Raw genomic sequence first — 13,250 nt, 5'->3', positions numbered from 1 at the left:
CAGCCTATTCGCGACGTTCGATCGGCAGGCGGGAACGGGTGAAGAGGGCCGCGCCCAGCATGGCCACGGCCGGGACCACCAGCAGCGAGATCGCGATCGTGGGCCAGGGGACGGTGAGCGGGTTCGGTTCCGGCGCGGGCCAGAAGCCGGAGTAGCCGATGTTGAGTGCAGCCAGCAGGGCCAGGGCCGAGCCCGCGCCCGCCGCCGTGCCCAGGAAGCCGCCGATGCCCGCGATCACGCCCGCCTGGCTCAGGGACAGGAGTTTGCGCAACGTCGGGGTCGCTCCCACCGCGGCCAGCGTGGTGAGGTCGCGCCGGCCGTCGGCTGCCGCCAGGCCCGTGGCGAGGGCGGCGGCCGCGAGGGTGATGATGCCCGCCACGATGCCGAGGACGGTCAGCGCCTGCTGCACGTCGGACTCCGTCGGGCGATCGACGTTCACCTCGTACTCGCCGCCCAGCGCCGCGGTCAGGGCCTCCTGCTCCGCTTCGGTGGGCATGCGGGTAGTGGTGGCGTACATGGTGAACGTCGTGACGTCGTAGCCCAGTGAGCGCGCGGTCTCCTCGGTCATCACGGCCAGCGGTGCCGGATGTCGCTGGGGTGCCGCGAAACCCGGGGCCGGGGTGGTGGTGGCCTGGGTGCCGGTGGCCAGGAGGACCTGGTCGCCGGAGACGAGATCGGGGTCGTTGACGACGATCCTGCCTTCGCGCAACGCCGTCTGGGCGGCCGCCACGTCGCCGGAGTTCAAGTGCAGCAACGACTGGACGGCCTCGGGCTTCGCCACCACCAGGAAGCCGTTCGGGGTGGTGTAGGTGCCGAAGTAGCGGTGGGTCCGGCCCACGCCGGCGCAGCGGTCGTCGGCCAGCGCGGACTGTTGTTCCGCCTCGGTGGGATCTCGGTGCAGGACGTCGAGGGTGTACGGGCACTCGCGGTCCGCCGGCGGACGGACGTGCGCGAAGCAGGGGCCGCCGTCGCACGAGAGGAGTTTGATCTCGTGGGTCTCCGCCACCGGCAGGGCGTTCCGGATCGCGGTCGCCACCGAGGCCGGGATGGGAGCGGTGCTGGACTTCGTGAGGTCGTCCAGGCGGTAGACGGTGACGTCGCCCATGCTGCCCGCCAACTGGCCTGCTTCCTGCTGGGACTGCGAGGTGAGCATGACGCTCACGGCCACCGCGCCGATCACCGCGGCCATCACGGCCGAGATCGCGGGGGCCGCGGCGGTACGGTTGCGGGAGGCGTCGCGCAGGGCGATGCGCAGTGCCACCGGCAGCCAACGACCGGCGCGTGCCAGCAGGCCCAGCAGCGACGGGGTGCAGAGGACCAGGCCCACCTCGGTGAGCACCAGGGCGGCCAGGATGCCGGTGAACCGCATCTGGATCGCGCTGAAGACGCCCACCGCGATGCCCGCGGCCACGAGGGTCAGGCCCAGCACCAGCCAGCGGCGGCGCGAGCGGGTGATGCCCCGCCTGCCCGCCAGCGCCGTCACCACGTCCTGCCGGGACGAGATCCACGCGGGAACGAGAGCCGCGAGGACGCCGGTGACGATCGCCAGCAGAGCCAGTGCGGCCAGGGCTGACGGGTAGAAGCGTTGGGCGGCGAAGCGTTCGGCCAGCAGCCATTCGATCAGTGGACGACCGGCCACCGCGGCCAGGACGCCCAGGATCACGCCACCCAGAGCGGCCAGCGCGCCCATGACGACGCCGTCCGCCAGGACGATGCGGCGGACGTGGGCGGGGGAACCGCCGACCGCGGCCACCAGCGCGAGGTCGCGTTTGCGGCGGCGGGCGCCGACGGCCAGTGCCGAGCCCGCCAGCAGCGACATCTCCAGCACGGCCAGGCCCGCAACCAGGACGAGGACGTCGGCGGTGATCTCGTTCGAGCCGGGGAGTTCCGGGTAGCGCTCGGAGGCGGGCGGCAGGTCGTTCAGCACGGCGCGGGACAACGCCGCGATGCCGACCTTGTTGAGCTCCTTGACCTTCGGCCACGACAGCGGCGTCGTCACCAGCCAGGAGCGGTCGGTCCGCTCGAACGTGCCGGGCAGCGCCACGAGGGTCGTGTTGTCGAGCCGGTCCGGTTCCTCGACGACGCCGACGACGGTGAACGTGCGGCCGTCCTCGGTCGTGAGGGAACCGCCGAGTGCGGCGCCGGTGCGGTCCATCGCCTTGCGGGACAACGTGATCTCGGTGGCGTTCGCGGCCGCCCTGCCCTCCAGCACGGTGATCATGCCGCGGGTGACCGGGTTGTTCAGGTCGAGCATGCGGACGCCCGCGCGGCCGACGCCCGCCGTCGTGCGGATGTTGACGCCGCCGCGGTCAACGGGGACGAGTTCGGTGCCGGGGAGCAGGGCCTTCAGTCGTTCCTCCGACGGGTCCTGGCCCTCGGCGTTCGTGGTCGGGATCGCGAAGTCCCTGGTCGGTTCCTGGATGACGGGACCGCGGTAGGGCCAGCTGACCAGGGCCTGCGCGGCGCCCATGCGGCGGTCGGCGTCCTCGTCCGGGGTGGGGCTGGTCGAGTCGTGCACGATCGCGGTGAACGACAGCGCGGCGACCGGGACCGCGATCAGGGCGATGACGAGGGCCGAGCGGCCGGCGGACTTGCGGGCCTCCCGCCAGGCGATGCGCAGTGCCGCGCGCCACCCGTTCACGGCGTGCTCAGCAGTTCTTCTGGCTGGTCGCGGGACGAGACGTCGACCACGACGCCGTCGCGCAGGAAGACGACGCGGTCGGCCCAGGCGGCGTGGCGGGCGTCGTGCGTGACGAGGACGGCGGCGGCTCCGGCGTCCACTTTGGAGCGCAGCAGCCGGAGCACGGTCTCGCCGGTGCGGGAGTCGAGGGCGCCAGTGGGTTCGTCGGCGAGCACCAGGCGGCGTTCGCCGATCAGGGCACGGGCGATGGCGACGCGTTGCTGCTGGCCGCCGGACATCTCGTCGGGGAACCGGTCGGCGTAGCCGTCGAGGTCCACTTCGGACAGTGCGGTTTCGGCCTGCTGGCGGGACCTGCGGACGCCGTCGAGGTCGAGGGGGAGTGCGACGTTCTCGGCGGCGGTGAGGCTCGCGATGAGGTTGAGGTCCTGGAAGACGTAGCCGATCCGCTTGCGGCGCCAGGCGGCGAGTTGCTTGCGGGACAACGACTGCAGGCTCGTATCGTCGACGAGAACCTGGCCGCTGGTCGGGCTGTCGAGGCCGCCGCAGAGGTTCAGCAGTGTCGACTTGCCGGAGCCGGACGGCCCCATCACGGCGACGAGCTCACCCGGTTCGACGGTGAGGGAGATGCCGTTGAGCGCGTTGACCGCCGTCTCGCCGGTGCCGTGGACGCGATGCACGTCGCGCAGTTCGAGGACGGTCATCTCGGCACCTCGACGTCGGTCGTCTCGGGGACGGGCTTCGGTTCGTAGCGCAGCAGGCTCGTCTCGCAGTGGTCGAGCCAGCGCAGTTCGGCCTCGGCCTGGAAGATCATCGCGTCGAGCACGAGCAGCCACGGCAGGTCGCCGGGCTGGGTCTTGAGCCTCGTGTACTCCTGCAACGTGCGCATCGTGGCCGTGCGCTGGGTCATCACGACCTTGGCGACGTCGACGCCCGGCGTGGTGATGGCGAGGGCGAGCTTGATCGCCACCTCGTCACGCGGCCGGTCGCCGCGCTGGACGGGCGTCGCGAACCACTTCCTCAGCTCGTCGCGGCCCTGCGTGGTGATCTCGTAGGGCCGCTGGCCCTCGTTCTCGGGCAGCGCGGCGACCAGGTCGTCGCGCTCCAGGCGCGACAACGTCGTGTAGACCTGCCCGATGTTCAACGGCCACGTGCCGCCGGTGGCCGAGTCGAACGCCGCCCGCAGCTGGTAGCCGTACATGGGCCCGCGCTGCAGCAACGCGAGCAGACCGTGTTTGACCGACATACCTACTGAGTATGCATACTGAGTATGTTCCTGGCAAACGGTGACGGGTAAACACACGTGCGATCGGTGCTGACATCAGGAACCCTGATGGGTGGCTGAAGCGGGGTGGGAGCGTGGACGGCACCGCGCGGAGAAGAACGGGAAGACTGAGCTTGCTGGGGGCTCCGGGCAGGACCGAGGCGCGCCACGTTCCGGGGCCGCCCGACGTGCGGGACTACGAACCGGCGGACGAGCCGGCGTGGCTGCGCTGCCGGGTTCTCGGACTGCTGGCGACGACCTGCTACGACGACGTGTGGCCTGCCAAGCGCCGCGCCGACCTGGAACTCGTCGCGGTCGACGGCGACGTGACCGGCGTGCTCGACGTGTCCGTGCCGGGGGCGGAGGCGATGATCGAGACCGTCGTCGTGCACCCGGACCACCAAGGGCGGGGCATCGCGACGGCGCTGTTGGCGGAGGCGGTGCGACGGCTGGAGCGATGTGGTGTGCGCGAGGTCCACGCATGGACACGTGAGGACGCGCCGGCGTTGGGATGGTTCGCGCGCAACGGGTTCGTGGAGGACCGCCGCTACCTGCAGGTGTACGCGTCGCCCGCCGAGGTGGGCAGCGTGCTGAGCGTGAGGTACGGACTGGAGCCCGTAGGGGCGTTCCTGCACGCCAGGATCGAACGGGAAACCGAGCTGCGGCAACGGTTCGAGCGCGTGCACGTGTGCCGGAGGATGGTGCGCGCGCTCAGGCCGTGATGCCGGTGAGCCTCGGGATGGTGGCGGTACGTCCGGCGAGCAGCATGACGAGCGCCTCGATCGGCCCACGGATCTCGGCGCCGTCGCCGGCAGACCAGTCGACGTCGGTGGCGACCAGCCGGTGCCCGGCCAGCCTGCGCCGCGCGTGGAACGGGAACCCGATGCGCCAGAGGTCGTCCGCCGCGACCACGGCGGCGTCGAGGGGCATGTGGCGTTCGATCCCGAGCGGGATCGCGATGTCCTGCGTGTGGACCATGGTGTCCATCAGCGCGTTCTTGAGCGTCTGACCGGGCGCGAGCCGGTGGAGCCCGACGGCGCCGCGCAGTTCCGCGACGAGCTCGGCGGCCGGTCTGCGCGCCTCGTCGCGCGCGGTCTGGTCGACCATGCGGTTGAAGCTCCCGCGTGCCCGGACGAACGCCTTGAACGCCATCCCGACGCTGACCCGGCCCGCGAGCGACAGGTGGGCGGCGACCTCGCGCACCGTCCAGCCCTCGCACAGCGACGGGTAGGTCCACTCGACCTCCGTCAGTCCGGCGAGCAGGTCCGCGGTCGCCGCGCGTTCGGAGTCGATCGTCTGCCAGATCGTCGCTTCGTCCATCGCCCTCTCCTCTTGATTTAGTTCGAGAGGCTGACTACTTTAATCAGAGAATCTGACTAGAACAAGGGGTCTGGGTGAACATCGGACTGCTGCTCTTCATCCCGAACCGCGACGTCGAGAACCGCGTCCTGGCGGCGGTCAACGCGGCGGGCTTCGAGGTGACGCAGGCGCAGGCTCGGGTGCTCATGCGCGTCGACCCGGAGGGAACGCGGCTGACCGTGCTCGCGGAGGCGGCCCAGGTGACCAAGCAGACCGCCGGATTCCTGGTCGACCAGCTGGAGAAGGCCGGGTACGTCGAGCGGGTGCCCGACCCGGCGGACGGCAGGGCGCGGCTGGTGCGGGTCACCGAGAAGGCGCTGGGCGCGGTGCCCGTCGCGAACGAGGAACTGGCCAGGATCGAGGCGGAATGGGAACGGCACCTGGGCAAGCGGCGCATGGGCCAGCTCCGCGAGGCACTGGAGATGCTCGGCGAGATCACCGACCCGTACCGCTGACCCGCGTGGTGCCGGTGGCGTTCGACCCGGTCGCGCTGACGACGGCCGCGGTCTACCGGGTGGAGTCGGCGGGGGAGCCGGCGTTCGTGAAAGTCCTGCGGCGACCGGTGTTTCCGGGCTTCGAGGAGCTGGTCGGGGAGTTCCCGTGGCGCGATGAGGCGGAGTTCCTGGTGTCGGACTTCGTGTTGCCACCGGGGATGCGGCGGCCGCGCGTGCTGCGGGTCGACGACCTCGGCGACCGGATCGGGCTGTGGCTGGAGGACGTCGTGTGCGCGGACGTCCCGTGGGATCTGCCGCGATTCCGGCGAGCCGCCGTGGCGCTGGGCCGGTGGGCAGGACGTCGCTTCGGCGGCGCGCCGGGCAGGGCGTTGCGGCTGCTGTACGAGGGAAGACTGGTGCGGGAGGCGTTCCTGCGGCCGGACTGCCCGCCACTCGCCCGCCGGATGCCTGATCTGCTGGCACGGCTGGAGGCGTTGCCCCAGGCCACCGGGCACAACGACGCGTGCCCGCAGAACCTGCTGGTACCGCTCGACGATCCCGAGTCGTTCGTGGTGATCGACGTGGGCTGGCAGTGTCCGAACCCGGTCGGAGCCGACCTGGGGCAGCTGCTCGTGGGCCTCGCACAGGAAGGACGGATGGCCGTCGCGGACCTGCCGCCCGTGCGCGAGGCGATCATCGACGCGTACCTCGAAGGGCTGCGGCTGGAACACCGTGCGGTGTCACGGGAAGAGGTCGTGCTGGGGTGCGACGGGACGCTGGCGGTGCGCAGCGCGTTCCACTCGGAACCCGAACTGGCCGAGTACCTCGTGGAACGCGCCATGGCCCTCTAGGACGCCAGCAACTCCGACACCCGCGAGCGGACCTCGGGGGAGTCGAGCCCGCGGACCATCACGGTGGTGCGGCGGCGCAGCACGTCGTCCACTTCGGACGCCCACTCGGTGCGGCGGGCGTGCTCGACCTGCGCCCAGATGTCCGGGCCGTCCGGGTGCACGCGCTCCAGCAGTGCCGGGTTCTCCAGGCCGAGCGCGACGACCTCGTGCGACGTCGTGCCGTAGTGCGTGGCGAGGTGGCGGACCACGTCGCCGGGCAGCGCGTCGAACGCGTGGCCCAGCACGGAACCCACGGTGTCGGGCGACGCCGAGCCGGGCAGCGCGACGCCGTCCAGCGGGCCGTCGAAGGTGCGGCCCAGTTCGGAGTTCACGCGGGCCAGGACGGTGGCGCCGATCTTGCGGAACGTCGTCCACTTGCCGCCGGCCACGCTGATCATGCCGCCGGACCCCGCGGTGATCACCGTTTCGCGCTTGGCGTGCGAGGTGTCGCCGGGGCCGCCGGGCAGCACCCTCAGGCCCGCGAACGTGTAGGCGATCCGCGAACGGTCCAGACCGGACACCGCGACGCCCGCCTCGTCCAGGATCTGGTCGATGTCTGCGTCGGTGCACGCGACCGCGGCCGGGTCGCCCTCGTAGGCCTCGTCGGTGGTGCCGAGCAGGAGGTGGCCCTCCCACGGGATCGCGAACGACACGCGCACGTCGTCGACCGGGATCGTCAGCGCCGCCTTCCACTCCGAGGTCTGCTTCAGCACCAGGTGCGAGCCCTTGGAGAGGCGGATCGACGGGTCGGCGGCGGCGTCTTCCATGCGCCGCAGCACGTCGAGCCACGGGCCGGTGGCGTTCACGACGACCTTCGCGTCCACACCGAACTCGCCGAGCGAGTCGCGCAGGTCCACGCCCGTGACCTTCGCGCCGGTCTTGCGCAGGCCGACGACCGAGATGTGGTTGAGCAGCACGGCACCGGCCTCGGCGGCGGCGCGGGCGGCGGTGATCGCCACGCGGCTGTCGTTCATCTGGTGGTCGTAGTACATCGCGGCACCGCGCAGACCGTCGGCGCGCAGGTCAGGCACCCACTCCGCGGCCCTGCGCGCCGACAGCACCTTCCCCATGCCGTCGCCGAAGCCCGACAGCGCGGAGTACAGCGTGACGCCCGCGCCCAGCACGAACCGGCTGTGCGGGCCGCCCTTGTAGACGGGGACGAGGAACGGCAGCGGGCGCACCAGGTGCGGGGCCAGGTGGTCGCCCAGCGCGCGGCGTTCCTTGTGGTTCTCGTGCACCATCGGCACCGCCGACGGGCCCATCGCCAGGTAGCGCAGGCCGCCGTGCACGAGCTTGGACGACGCGGACGACGTGGCGCCCGCGAAGTCGCCGCTCTCCACCAGCGCCACCCGCAGTCCCGACCGCGCCGCGGCCCACGTGGTCGCGATGCCCAGGATGCCGCCGCCGATCACGACGACGTCGAACTTGCCGTGCTGCAGCTCTTCGCGAGCCCTGGTCCGCTGAGTTGAGTCAGTCATCGTCCTCGTCCATCCACCCGACGGTCCGCTCGACCGCCTTCTTCCACTTCCGGTAGCCGCGAGCCCGCGCCGCCGGTTCCATCGACGGCTCCCACTCGGCCGCCTTGTGCCAGTTGGCTTTGAGGGCCTCGGTGGAGGGCCAGTAGCCCACCGCGAGGCCTGCCGCGTACGCCGCGCCGAGGCACGTCGTCTCGGCCACGATCGGGCGCACCACCGGCACGTCCAGCACGTCCGACAGGAACTGCATGAGCAGGTTGTTCGCCGTCATGCCGCCGTCGACGCGCAACGTCGTGAGGTCCGCCGCCGAGTGGGCATTCACAGCGTCGGCGTTCATCGCGTCCACGACCTCACGCGTCTGCCACGCCGATGCCTCCAGCACGGCCCGTGCGAGGTGCCCGCGCGAGATGTAGCCCGTCAGGCCGGCGATCACGCCACGCGCGTCGCTGCGCCAGTGCGGTGCGAAGAGCCCGGAGAACGCCGGCACGAAGTACGCACCGCCGTTGTCGTCCACGGTCCGTGCGAGCGTCTCGATCTCCGCCGCCGACGAGATCAGCCCGATCTTGTCGCGGAACCACTGCACCAGCGCGCCCGTCACCGCGACCGCGCCCTCCAGCGCGTACGCCGCCGGCTCGTCGCCGATCTTGTACCCGACGGTGGTGAGCAGGCCGTTCCGCGAGTGCACCGGCTTGCCACCGGTGTTGATCAGCAGGAAAGCGCCGGTGCCGTAGGTGCACTTGCCCTCACCGGGCTCGAAGCAGGTCTGGCCGAACAGCGCGGCCTGCTGGTCGCCCAGCGCCGACGCGACGGGCACGCCCTCGTAGCTGCCGTACACCTCGGAGGAGGACCGGATCTCGGGGAGCATCTCGCGCGGAACGTCCATCGCGGCGACGAGTTCCGGATCCCAGTCGAGGGTCTCCAGATTCATCAGCATGGTGCGCGAAGCGTTCGTGACGTCGGTGACGTGGCGGCCGGTCAGGTTCCAGATCAGCCAGGTGTCCATGGTGCCGAACAGGACCTCGCCGCGGCCGGCCCTCTCCCGCAGACCGTCGACGTTGTCGAACAGCCAGCGCAGCTTCGGGCCGGAGAAGTAGGTGGCCAGGGGGAGTCCGGAGCGTTCGCGGAACCTGTCCTGGTCGCCGAGCTTTTTGATCAACGCGTCGGTGCGCGTGTCCTGCCAGACGATCGCGTTGTGCACGGGCTCGCCGGTCGCCTTGTCCCACACGACCGTGGTCTCGCGCTGGTTCGTGATGCCGAACGCGGCGATGTCGGCGAAGGTCAGCGACGCGTGAGAGAGGGCGTCGCGCACGACGGCTTGCACGTTCGTCCAGATCTCGGTCGCGTCGTGCTCCACCCAGCCCGGCCTGGGGAAGATCTGCCGGTGCTCGCGCTGAGCGACCGACACGATCCCGCCGGACTGGTCGAACACGATGCACCGGGACGACGTCGTGCCCTGGTCGATCGCCGCGATGTAAGCCACGTGCACACACTCCCTTGTGCGAACCATTCGACAATGTCGAACGATTCCACACTACTACCAGGAGAGCCCGCCGAGCTCCCTCGAGATGCTGCGAGCTGCCTCACGTACGTAGGAGACGAGTTCGAGGCGAGGGGGCAGATCGGGGGAGTCGCACAGTCGCTCGACCGGACCGGAGATGCCGACGGCGCCCACAACCACGCCACGCTTGTCCCGGATCGGCGCCGCCACGGACGCCTCGCCCTCGACCAGTTCGTGCAGGTCGTAGGCCCAATCGCGGTCGCGGACCTCGTTCATGGCGGCGGCGAGCTGCTCGGGGTTGAGGGTGTGCCGCGTGAACGGCTGCAGGTCGCCGTCCGGCCAGTCGCCGAACGCGACCAGCGCCTTGCCCAGGGCCGTCGCGTTCCACGGCAGCAGCGCGCCGGTGTCGAGCGTCTGCCGGCTGTTGTCCGGCCGGAACACGTGATGCACGACGAGCACGTGCTTGCCGTGCATCACTCCGATGCGCACGGCCTCGCGCGCCCGCATCGCCAACGTGTCCGACCAGTTCAACGCCTTGGCGCGCAGCTCGTTGCCGTCCAGGTAGGACGTGCCGATCTGGAACAGCGCGGCACCCAGGCGGTACTTGCCGCCCTCGACCTCCTGCTCGACGAACCCGACCTCCTGCAACGTCCGCAGGATGCCGTGCACCGTCGGTTTCGCGAGGTCCAGGGCACGGGCGATCTCGCCGACGCTCAGCTGGTGCGCGCCGCCGTGCGCGAGCAGCTTCAGGACCTCTGCCGCGCGCTGGATGGACTGAATGGGGCCGGGCACGCACCCCACTCTAGCTGCGTACGTTCGACAATGTCGAACACTTACGGCCGATAGATTCCCAGCGCGGCCGCACGCGAACGGAACTTGAAGTGGTTCGCCTTCTCCCGGACCTCACCGTCCGTCGCGATCGAGATGGGCGATCCGTGCACCTCGACGTTCAACGAGGCCACCTCGAAGTGCTTGTACATGCGCGAGTGCTCCAACGCCCCGAGAAGAGCGCCGAAGAAGAACCTCGTCCGCGAGTACTTCCGGTCCGCACGAACGAACCGCACGTCGAGCAGCCCGTCGTCCAGCCGGGGCCGCATGGTCGGCGCGAAGCCCTTTGGCCGGTACGGCCCGTTGCCCACGAACAGCATCCACACGAGGTGCTTGTCGCCGTCGATCGTCATGTGCAACGGCTTCGCGCGCTGCAGGACCCGGAACATCGCGATTCCGGCCGCGGGCCACTTGCCCCACCGCTTCTCCAGCTTCTCGCGGATGCGCACCATGTCGGGGTAGCCGCCCAGCGACGCCGTGTTGATGAACCACTGGTCGTTGACCTTCGCCATGTCCACCCGCACGCCCACGCCGTCCGCCACCGCCTGAGCCGTGTCGTGCAGGCCCATGATGCCCACGTCACGCGCGAAGTGGTTCAACGTGCCGGAGGGGACGAGCACCAGCGGTAGGTCGCGCTCGGCGGCGATGGCGGCCACGGTGGCCACGGTCCCGTCGCCACCGGCCACGCCCAGCGCCTTCGCGTCCGGCAGGTCCGACAGCTCCTCGACCGAGACGATCTGCGCCTTCGGCCACTCCTCGGTGATCTGCGGAGTCGGATCCGGCCCGATCCCCGAGTGCGGGTTCACCACCACGACCAGCCCGTCGCCGTCCTGCAACGACGTCAGGTCGGCGTGTTCGTAGGCCGACGCGGGCTCGTTCACCCCGAGCGGCCACCAGCGGCGGGTTAGCAGCGCGGCGCCGACACCGACCGCCGCGCCGGCCGCGACATCCGTCGGCCAATGAACGCCCGTGTGAACGCGTGAATAGGCGACCGCGGCCGCGATCGGCGCCACCACAGCGCCTGCTTTGGGGGATTCCATGGCCACCGCCGTGGCGAAAGCGGCCGCTGACGCGGAGTGACCGGACGGGAATGACGAGGACGTCGGCCGCTTGGACAACCTGCGGTCCATCGCGAGCAGATCCGCGGCGGGCCGACGGCGCGGGAAAAGTGACTTGCCGACGAGGTTCGCGCTGGCAGAGGCCCCTGCGATGGCCGCAAGGCCCCGCATCGCACCACGCCGGTACGGGCCTTTCCTGGTCGCCAGAATCGCCGCGACGACGAACCACAGCAGGCTGTGGTTGGCGGCTTTCGAAAGCCTCTTCAAACCCCTGTCGAGCCTGCTCGGACGTAGTCCGGCCGAGGAGCTCATGAGCTTCTTGTCGAGAGCGCTGACCCGTTTCCACACCCCTCCGACACTAAACCGCAACCGGCGTGCCGCCCGAACGGATCACCCTGCTCCGCCTGAGAGTCGCCTACTGTTGAGGCATGCAGCGGCGGATCTTCGGCATTGAGACAGAATTCGGGGTGACCTGCACCTTCCACGGGCAGCGTCGTCTGTCCCCGGACGAGGTCGCGCGGTACTTGTTCCGCCGCGTCGTCTCGTGGGGGCGTTCTTCCAACGTCTTCTTGCGCAACGGCTCCCGGCTCTACCTCGACGTCGGCTCCCACCCGGAGTACGCGACGGCCGAGTGCGACGACCTGGCGCAGCTCGTCACGCACGACAAGGCCGGTGAGCGGATCCTCGAGGACCTGCTCGTCGACGCCGAGCGCAGGCTCGCCGACGAGGGCATCGGCGGCGACATCTTCCTGTTCAAGAACAACACCGACTCGGCCGGCAACTCCTACGGCTGCCACGAGAACTACCTGGTGGCACGCGCCGGCGAGTTCTCGCGCATCGCGGACGTGCTGCTGCCGTTCCTGGTGACCAGGCAGCTGATCTGCGGCGCGGGCAAGGTCCTGCAGACCCCGCGCGGCGCCGTGTACTGCCTCTCGCAGCGCGCCGAGCACATCTGGGAGGGCGTGTCGTCCGCGACCACCCGCTCCCGCCCGATCATCAACACCCGCGACGAGCCGCACGCCGACGCCGAGCGCTACCGGCGCCTGCACGTCATCGTCGGCGACTCGAACATGTCCGAGGTGACGACGCTGCTGAAGGTCGGCAGCGCGAACCTGGTGCTCGAGATGATCGAGCAGGGCGTCCAGTTCCGCGACTTCTCGCTGGACAACCCGATCCGCGCCATCCGCGAGATCAGCCACGACCTCACGGGCCGCCGCACCGTCCGGCTGGCTGGTGGCAAGGAAGCGTCCGCGCTCGACATCCAGCGCGAGTACTTCGAGAAGGCCGTCGAGCACTGCGCCAAGCGCTCACCGGACCCGATGGCGGAGCGCGTCCTCGAACTCTGGGGCCGCACCCTGGACGCCGTCGAGGCGCAGGACCTCACGAAGATCGACCGCGAGATCGACTGGGCCATCAAGAACCGCCTGATGAACCGGTACATGGAAAAGCACAACATGGACCTGTCCAACCCGCGCATCGCCCAGATCGACCTCGCCTACCACGACATCCGCCGCGGCCGCGGCGTGTTCGACCTGCTGCAGCGCAAGGGCCAGGTCGAGCGGGTGACCGACGACGGCGAGATCGAGGCCGCCAAGGACACCCCGCCGCAGACCACGCGGGCCAAGCTGCGCGGTGACTTCATCGCCGCGGCCCAGGCCGCCGGTCGCGACTTCACCGTCGACTGGGTGCACCTGAAGCTGAACGACCAGGCGCAGCGCACGGTGCTGTGCAAGGACCCGTTCCGCGCGGTGGACGAGCGCGTCGAAAGGCTCATTTCGTCGCTGTAGCAGGCGTCTGAGAAGTGGC

General features: G+C 70.4%; 12 protein-coding genes. 4 read left to right on the top strand and 8 right to left on the bottom strand.

Annotated features, from left to right (window positions below; genetic code table 11):
• Nucleotides 1-4 precede the first annotated feature (4 nt).
• Genes ACH413_RS08650 through ACH413_RS08640 form a run of 3 tightly spaced genes read right to left on the bottom strand, consistent with a single transcriptional unit; the run spans nt 5 to nt 3,884 of the window.
• Nucleotides 5-2,641, bottom strand: a complete 2,637-nt coding sequence (locus ACH413_RS08650) for an FtsX-like permease family protein (RefSeq protein WP_360033117.1) — start codon at nt 2,639-2,641, stop codon at nt 5-7.
• Nucleotides 2,638-3,342 carry an ABC transporter ATP-binding protein gene (locus tag ACH413_RS08645; RefSeq protein ID WP_360033120.1) on the bottom strand — a complete coding sequence of 235 codons (705 nt, stop codon included), beginning with the start codon at nt 3,340-3,342 and terminating at the stop codon, nt 2,638-2,640. Before ACH413_RS08645 ends, ACH413_RS08650 begins: the two co-directional genes overlap by 4 nt.
• Nucleotides 3,339-3,884 (bottom strand): PadR family transcriptional regulator, encoded by a 546-nt coding sequence (locus ACH413_RS08640; RefSeq protein ID WP_360033123.1) that lies wholly within the window; start codon nt 3,882-3,884, stop codon nt 3,339-3,341. Before ACH413_RS08640 ends, ACH413_RS08645 begins: the two co-directional genes overlap by 4 nt.
• Nucleotides 3,885-3,997: 113 nt before the next feature.
• On the opposite strand from ACH413_RS08640, the gene ACH413_RS08635 reads away from it, so the two are divergent.
• Nucleotides 3,998-4,624, top strand: coding sequence for a GNAT family N-acetyltransferase (locus tag ACH413_RS08635; RefSeq protein ID WP_360033125.1), 627 nt, complete (start codon nt 3,998-4,000; stop codon nt 4,622-4,624).
• Here ACH413_RS08635 and ACH413_RS08630 read toward each other — a convergent pair.
• The gene (locus ACH413_RS08630; protein ID WP_360033128.1) at nt 4,614-5,222 is read right to left on the bottom strand and encodes a maleylpyruvate isomerase family mycothiol-dependent enzyme; all 609 of its coding nucleotides are present in this window, start codon (nt 5,220-5,222) and stop codon (nt 4,614-4,616) included. The two genes, ACH413_RS08635 and ACH413_RS08630, sit on opposite strands and share 11 nt — an antisense overlap.
• Before the next feature lie 74 nt (nt 5,223-5,296).
• Between ACH413_RS08630 and ACH413_RS08625 the strand changes: the two genes are divergently transcribed.
• Entirely contained in the window at nt 5,297-5,716 is a 420-nt protein-coding gene (locus ACH413_RS08625; RefSeq protein ID WP_360033131.1) for a MarR family transcriptional regulator, read from the top strand.
• A gap of 5 nt (nt 5,717-5,721) precedes the next feature.
• Complete coding sequence (locus tag ACH413_RS08620; RefSeq protein ID WP_360033134.1) at nt 5,722-6,546, top strand: hypothetical protein; 825 nt, start codon at nt 5,722-5,724, stop codon at nt 6,544-6,546.
• Here ACH413_RS08620 and ACH413_RS08615 read toward each other — a convergent pair.
• Genes ACH413_RS08615 through ACH413_RS08600 form a run of 4 tightly spaced genes read right to left on the bottom strand, consistent with a single transcriptional unit; the run spans nt 6,543 to nt 11,756 of the window.
• Nucleotides 6,543-8,063 carry a glycerol-3-phosphate dehydrogenase/oxidase gene (locus ACH413_RS08615; protein ID WP_360033137.1) on the bottom strand — a complete coding sequence of 507 codons (1,521 nt, stop codon included), beginning with the start codon at nt 8,061-8,063 and terminating at the stop codon, nt 6,543-6,545. The two genes, ACH413_RS08620 and ACH413_RS08615, sit on opposite strands and share 4 nt — an antisense overlap.
• Nucleotides 8,056-9,540 carry a glycerol kinase GlpK gene (gene glpK / locus ACH413_RS08610; protein ID WP_360033139.1) on the bottom strand — a complete coding sequence of 495 codons (1,485 nt, stop codon included), beginning with the start codon at nt 9,538-9,540 and terminating at the stop codon, nt 8,056-8,058. Before glpK ends, ACH413_RS08615 begins: the two co-directional genes overlap by 8 nt.
• A gap of 54 nt (nt 9,541-9,594) precedes the next feature.
• Nucleotides 9,595-10,350, bottom strand: coding sequence for an IclR family transcriptional regulator (locus ACH413_RS08605; RefSeq protein WP_360033142.1), 756 nt, complete (start codon nt 10,348-10,350; stop codon nt 9,595-9,597).
• A gap of 41 nt (nt 10,351-10,391) precedes the next feature.
• A complete protein-coding gene (locus ACH413_RS08600) occupies nt 10,392-11,756 on the bottom strand; it encodes a phosphatase PAP2 family protein (protein ID WP_360033823.1) in 1,365 nt (454 codons plus the stop codon).
• A 116-nt stretch (nt 11,757-11,872) separates the two neighbouring features.
• Between ACH413_RS08600 and pafA the strand changes: the two genes are divergently transcribed.
• Nucleotides 11,873-13,231: a Pup--protein ligase gene (pafA, locus tag ACH413_RS08595; RefSeq protein ID WP_093587937.1), complete on the top strand. Its 1,359-nt coding sequence runs from the start codon at nt 11,873-11,875 to the stop codon at nt 13,229-13,231.
• The last annotated feature ends 19 nt before the right edge of the window (nt 13,232-13,250 follow it).

The sequence above is a fragment of the Lentzea sp. NPDC020367 genome, assembly GCF_044387305.1.
In the GTDB taxonomy this organism is placed as follows: Bacteria; Actinomycetota; Actinomycetes; order Mycobacteriales; family Pseudonocardiaceae; genus Lentzea.
The sequence above is the reverse complement of the archived record's forward strand: the minus strand, read 5'-3'. Positions and strand labels throughout refer to the sequence as shown.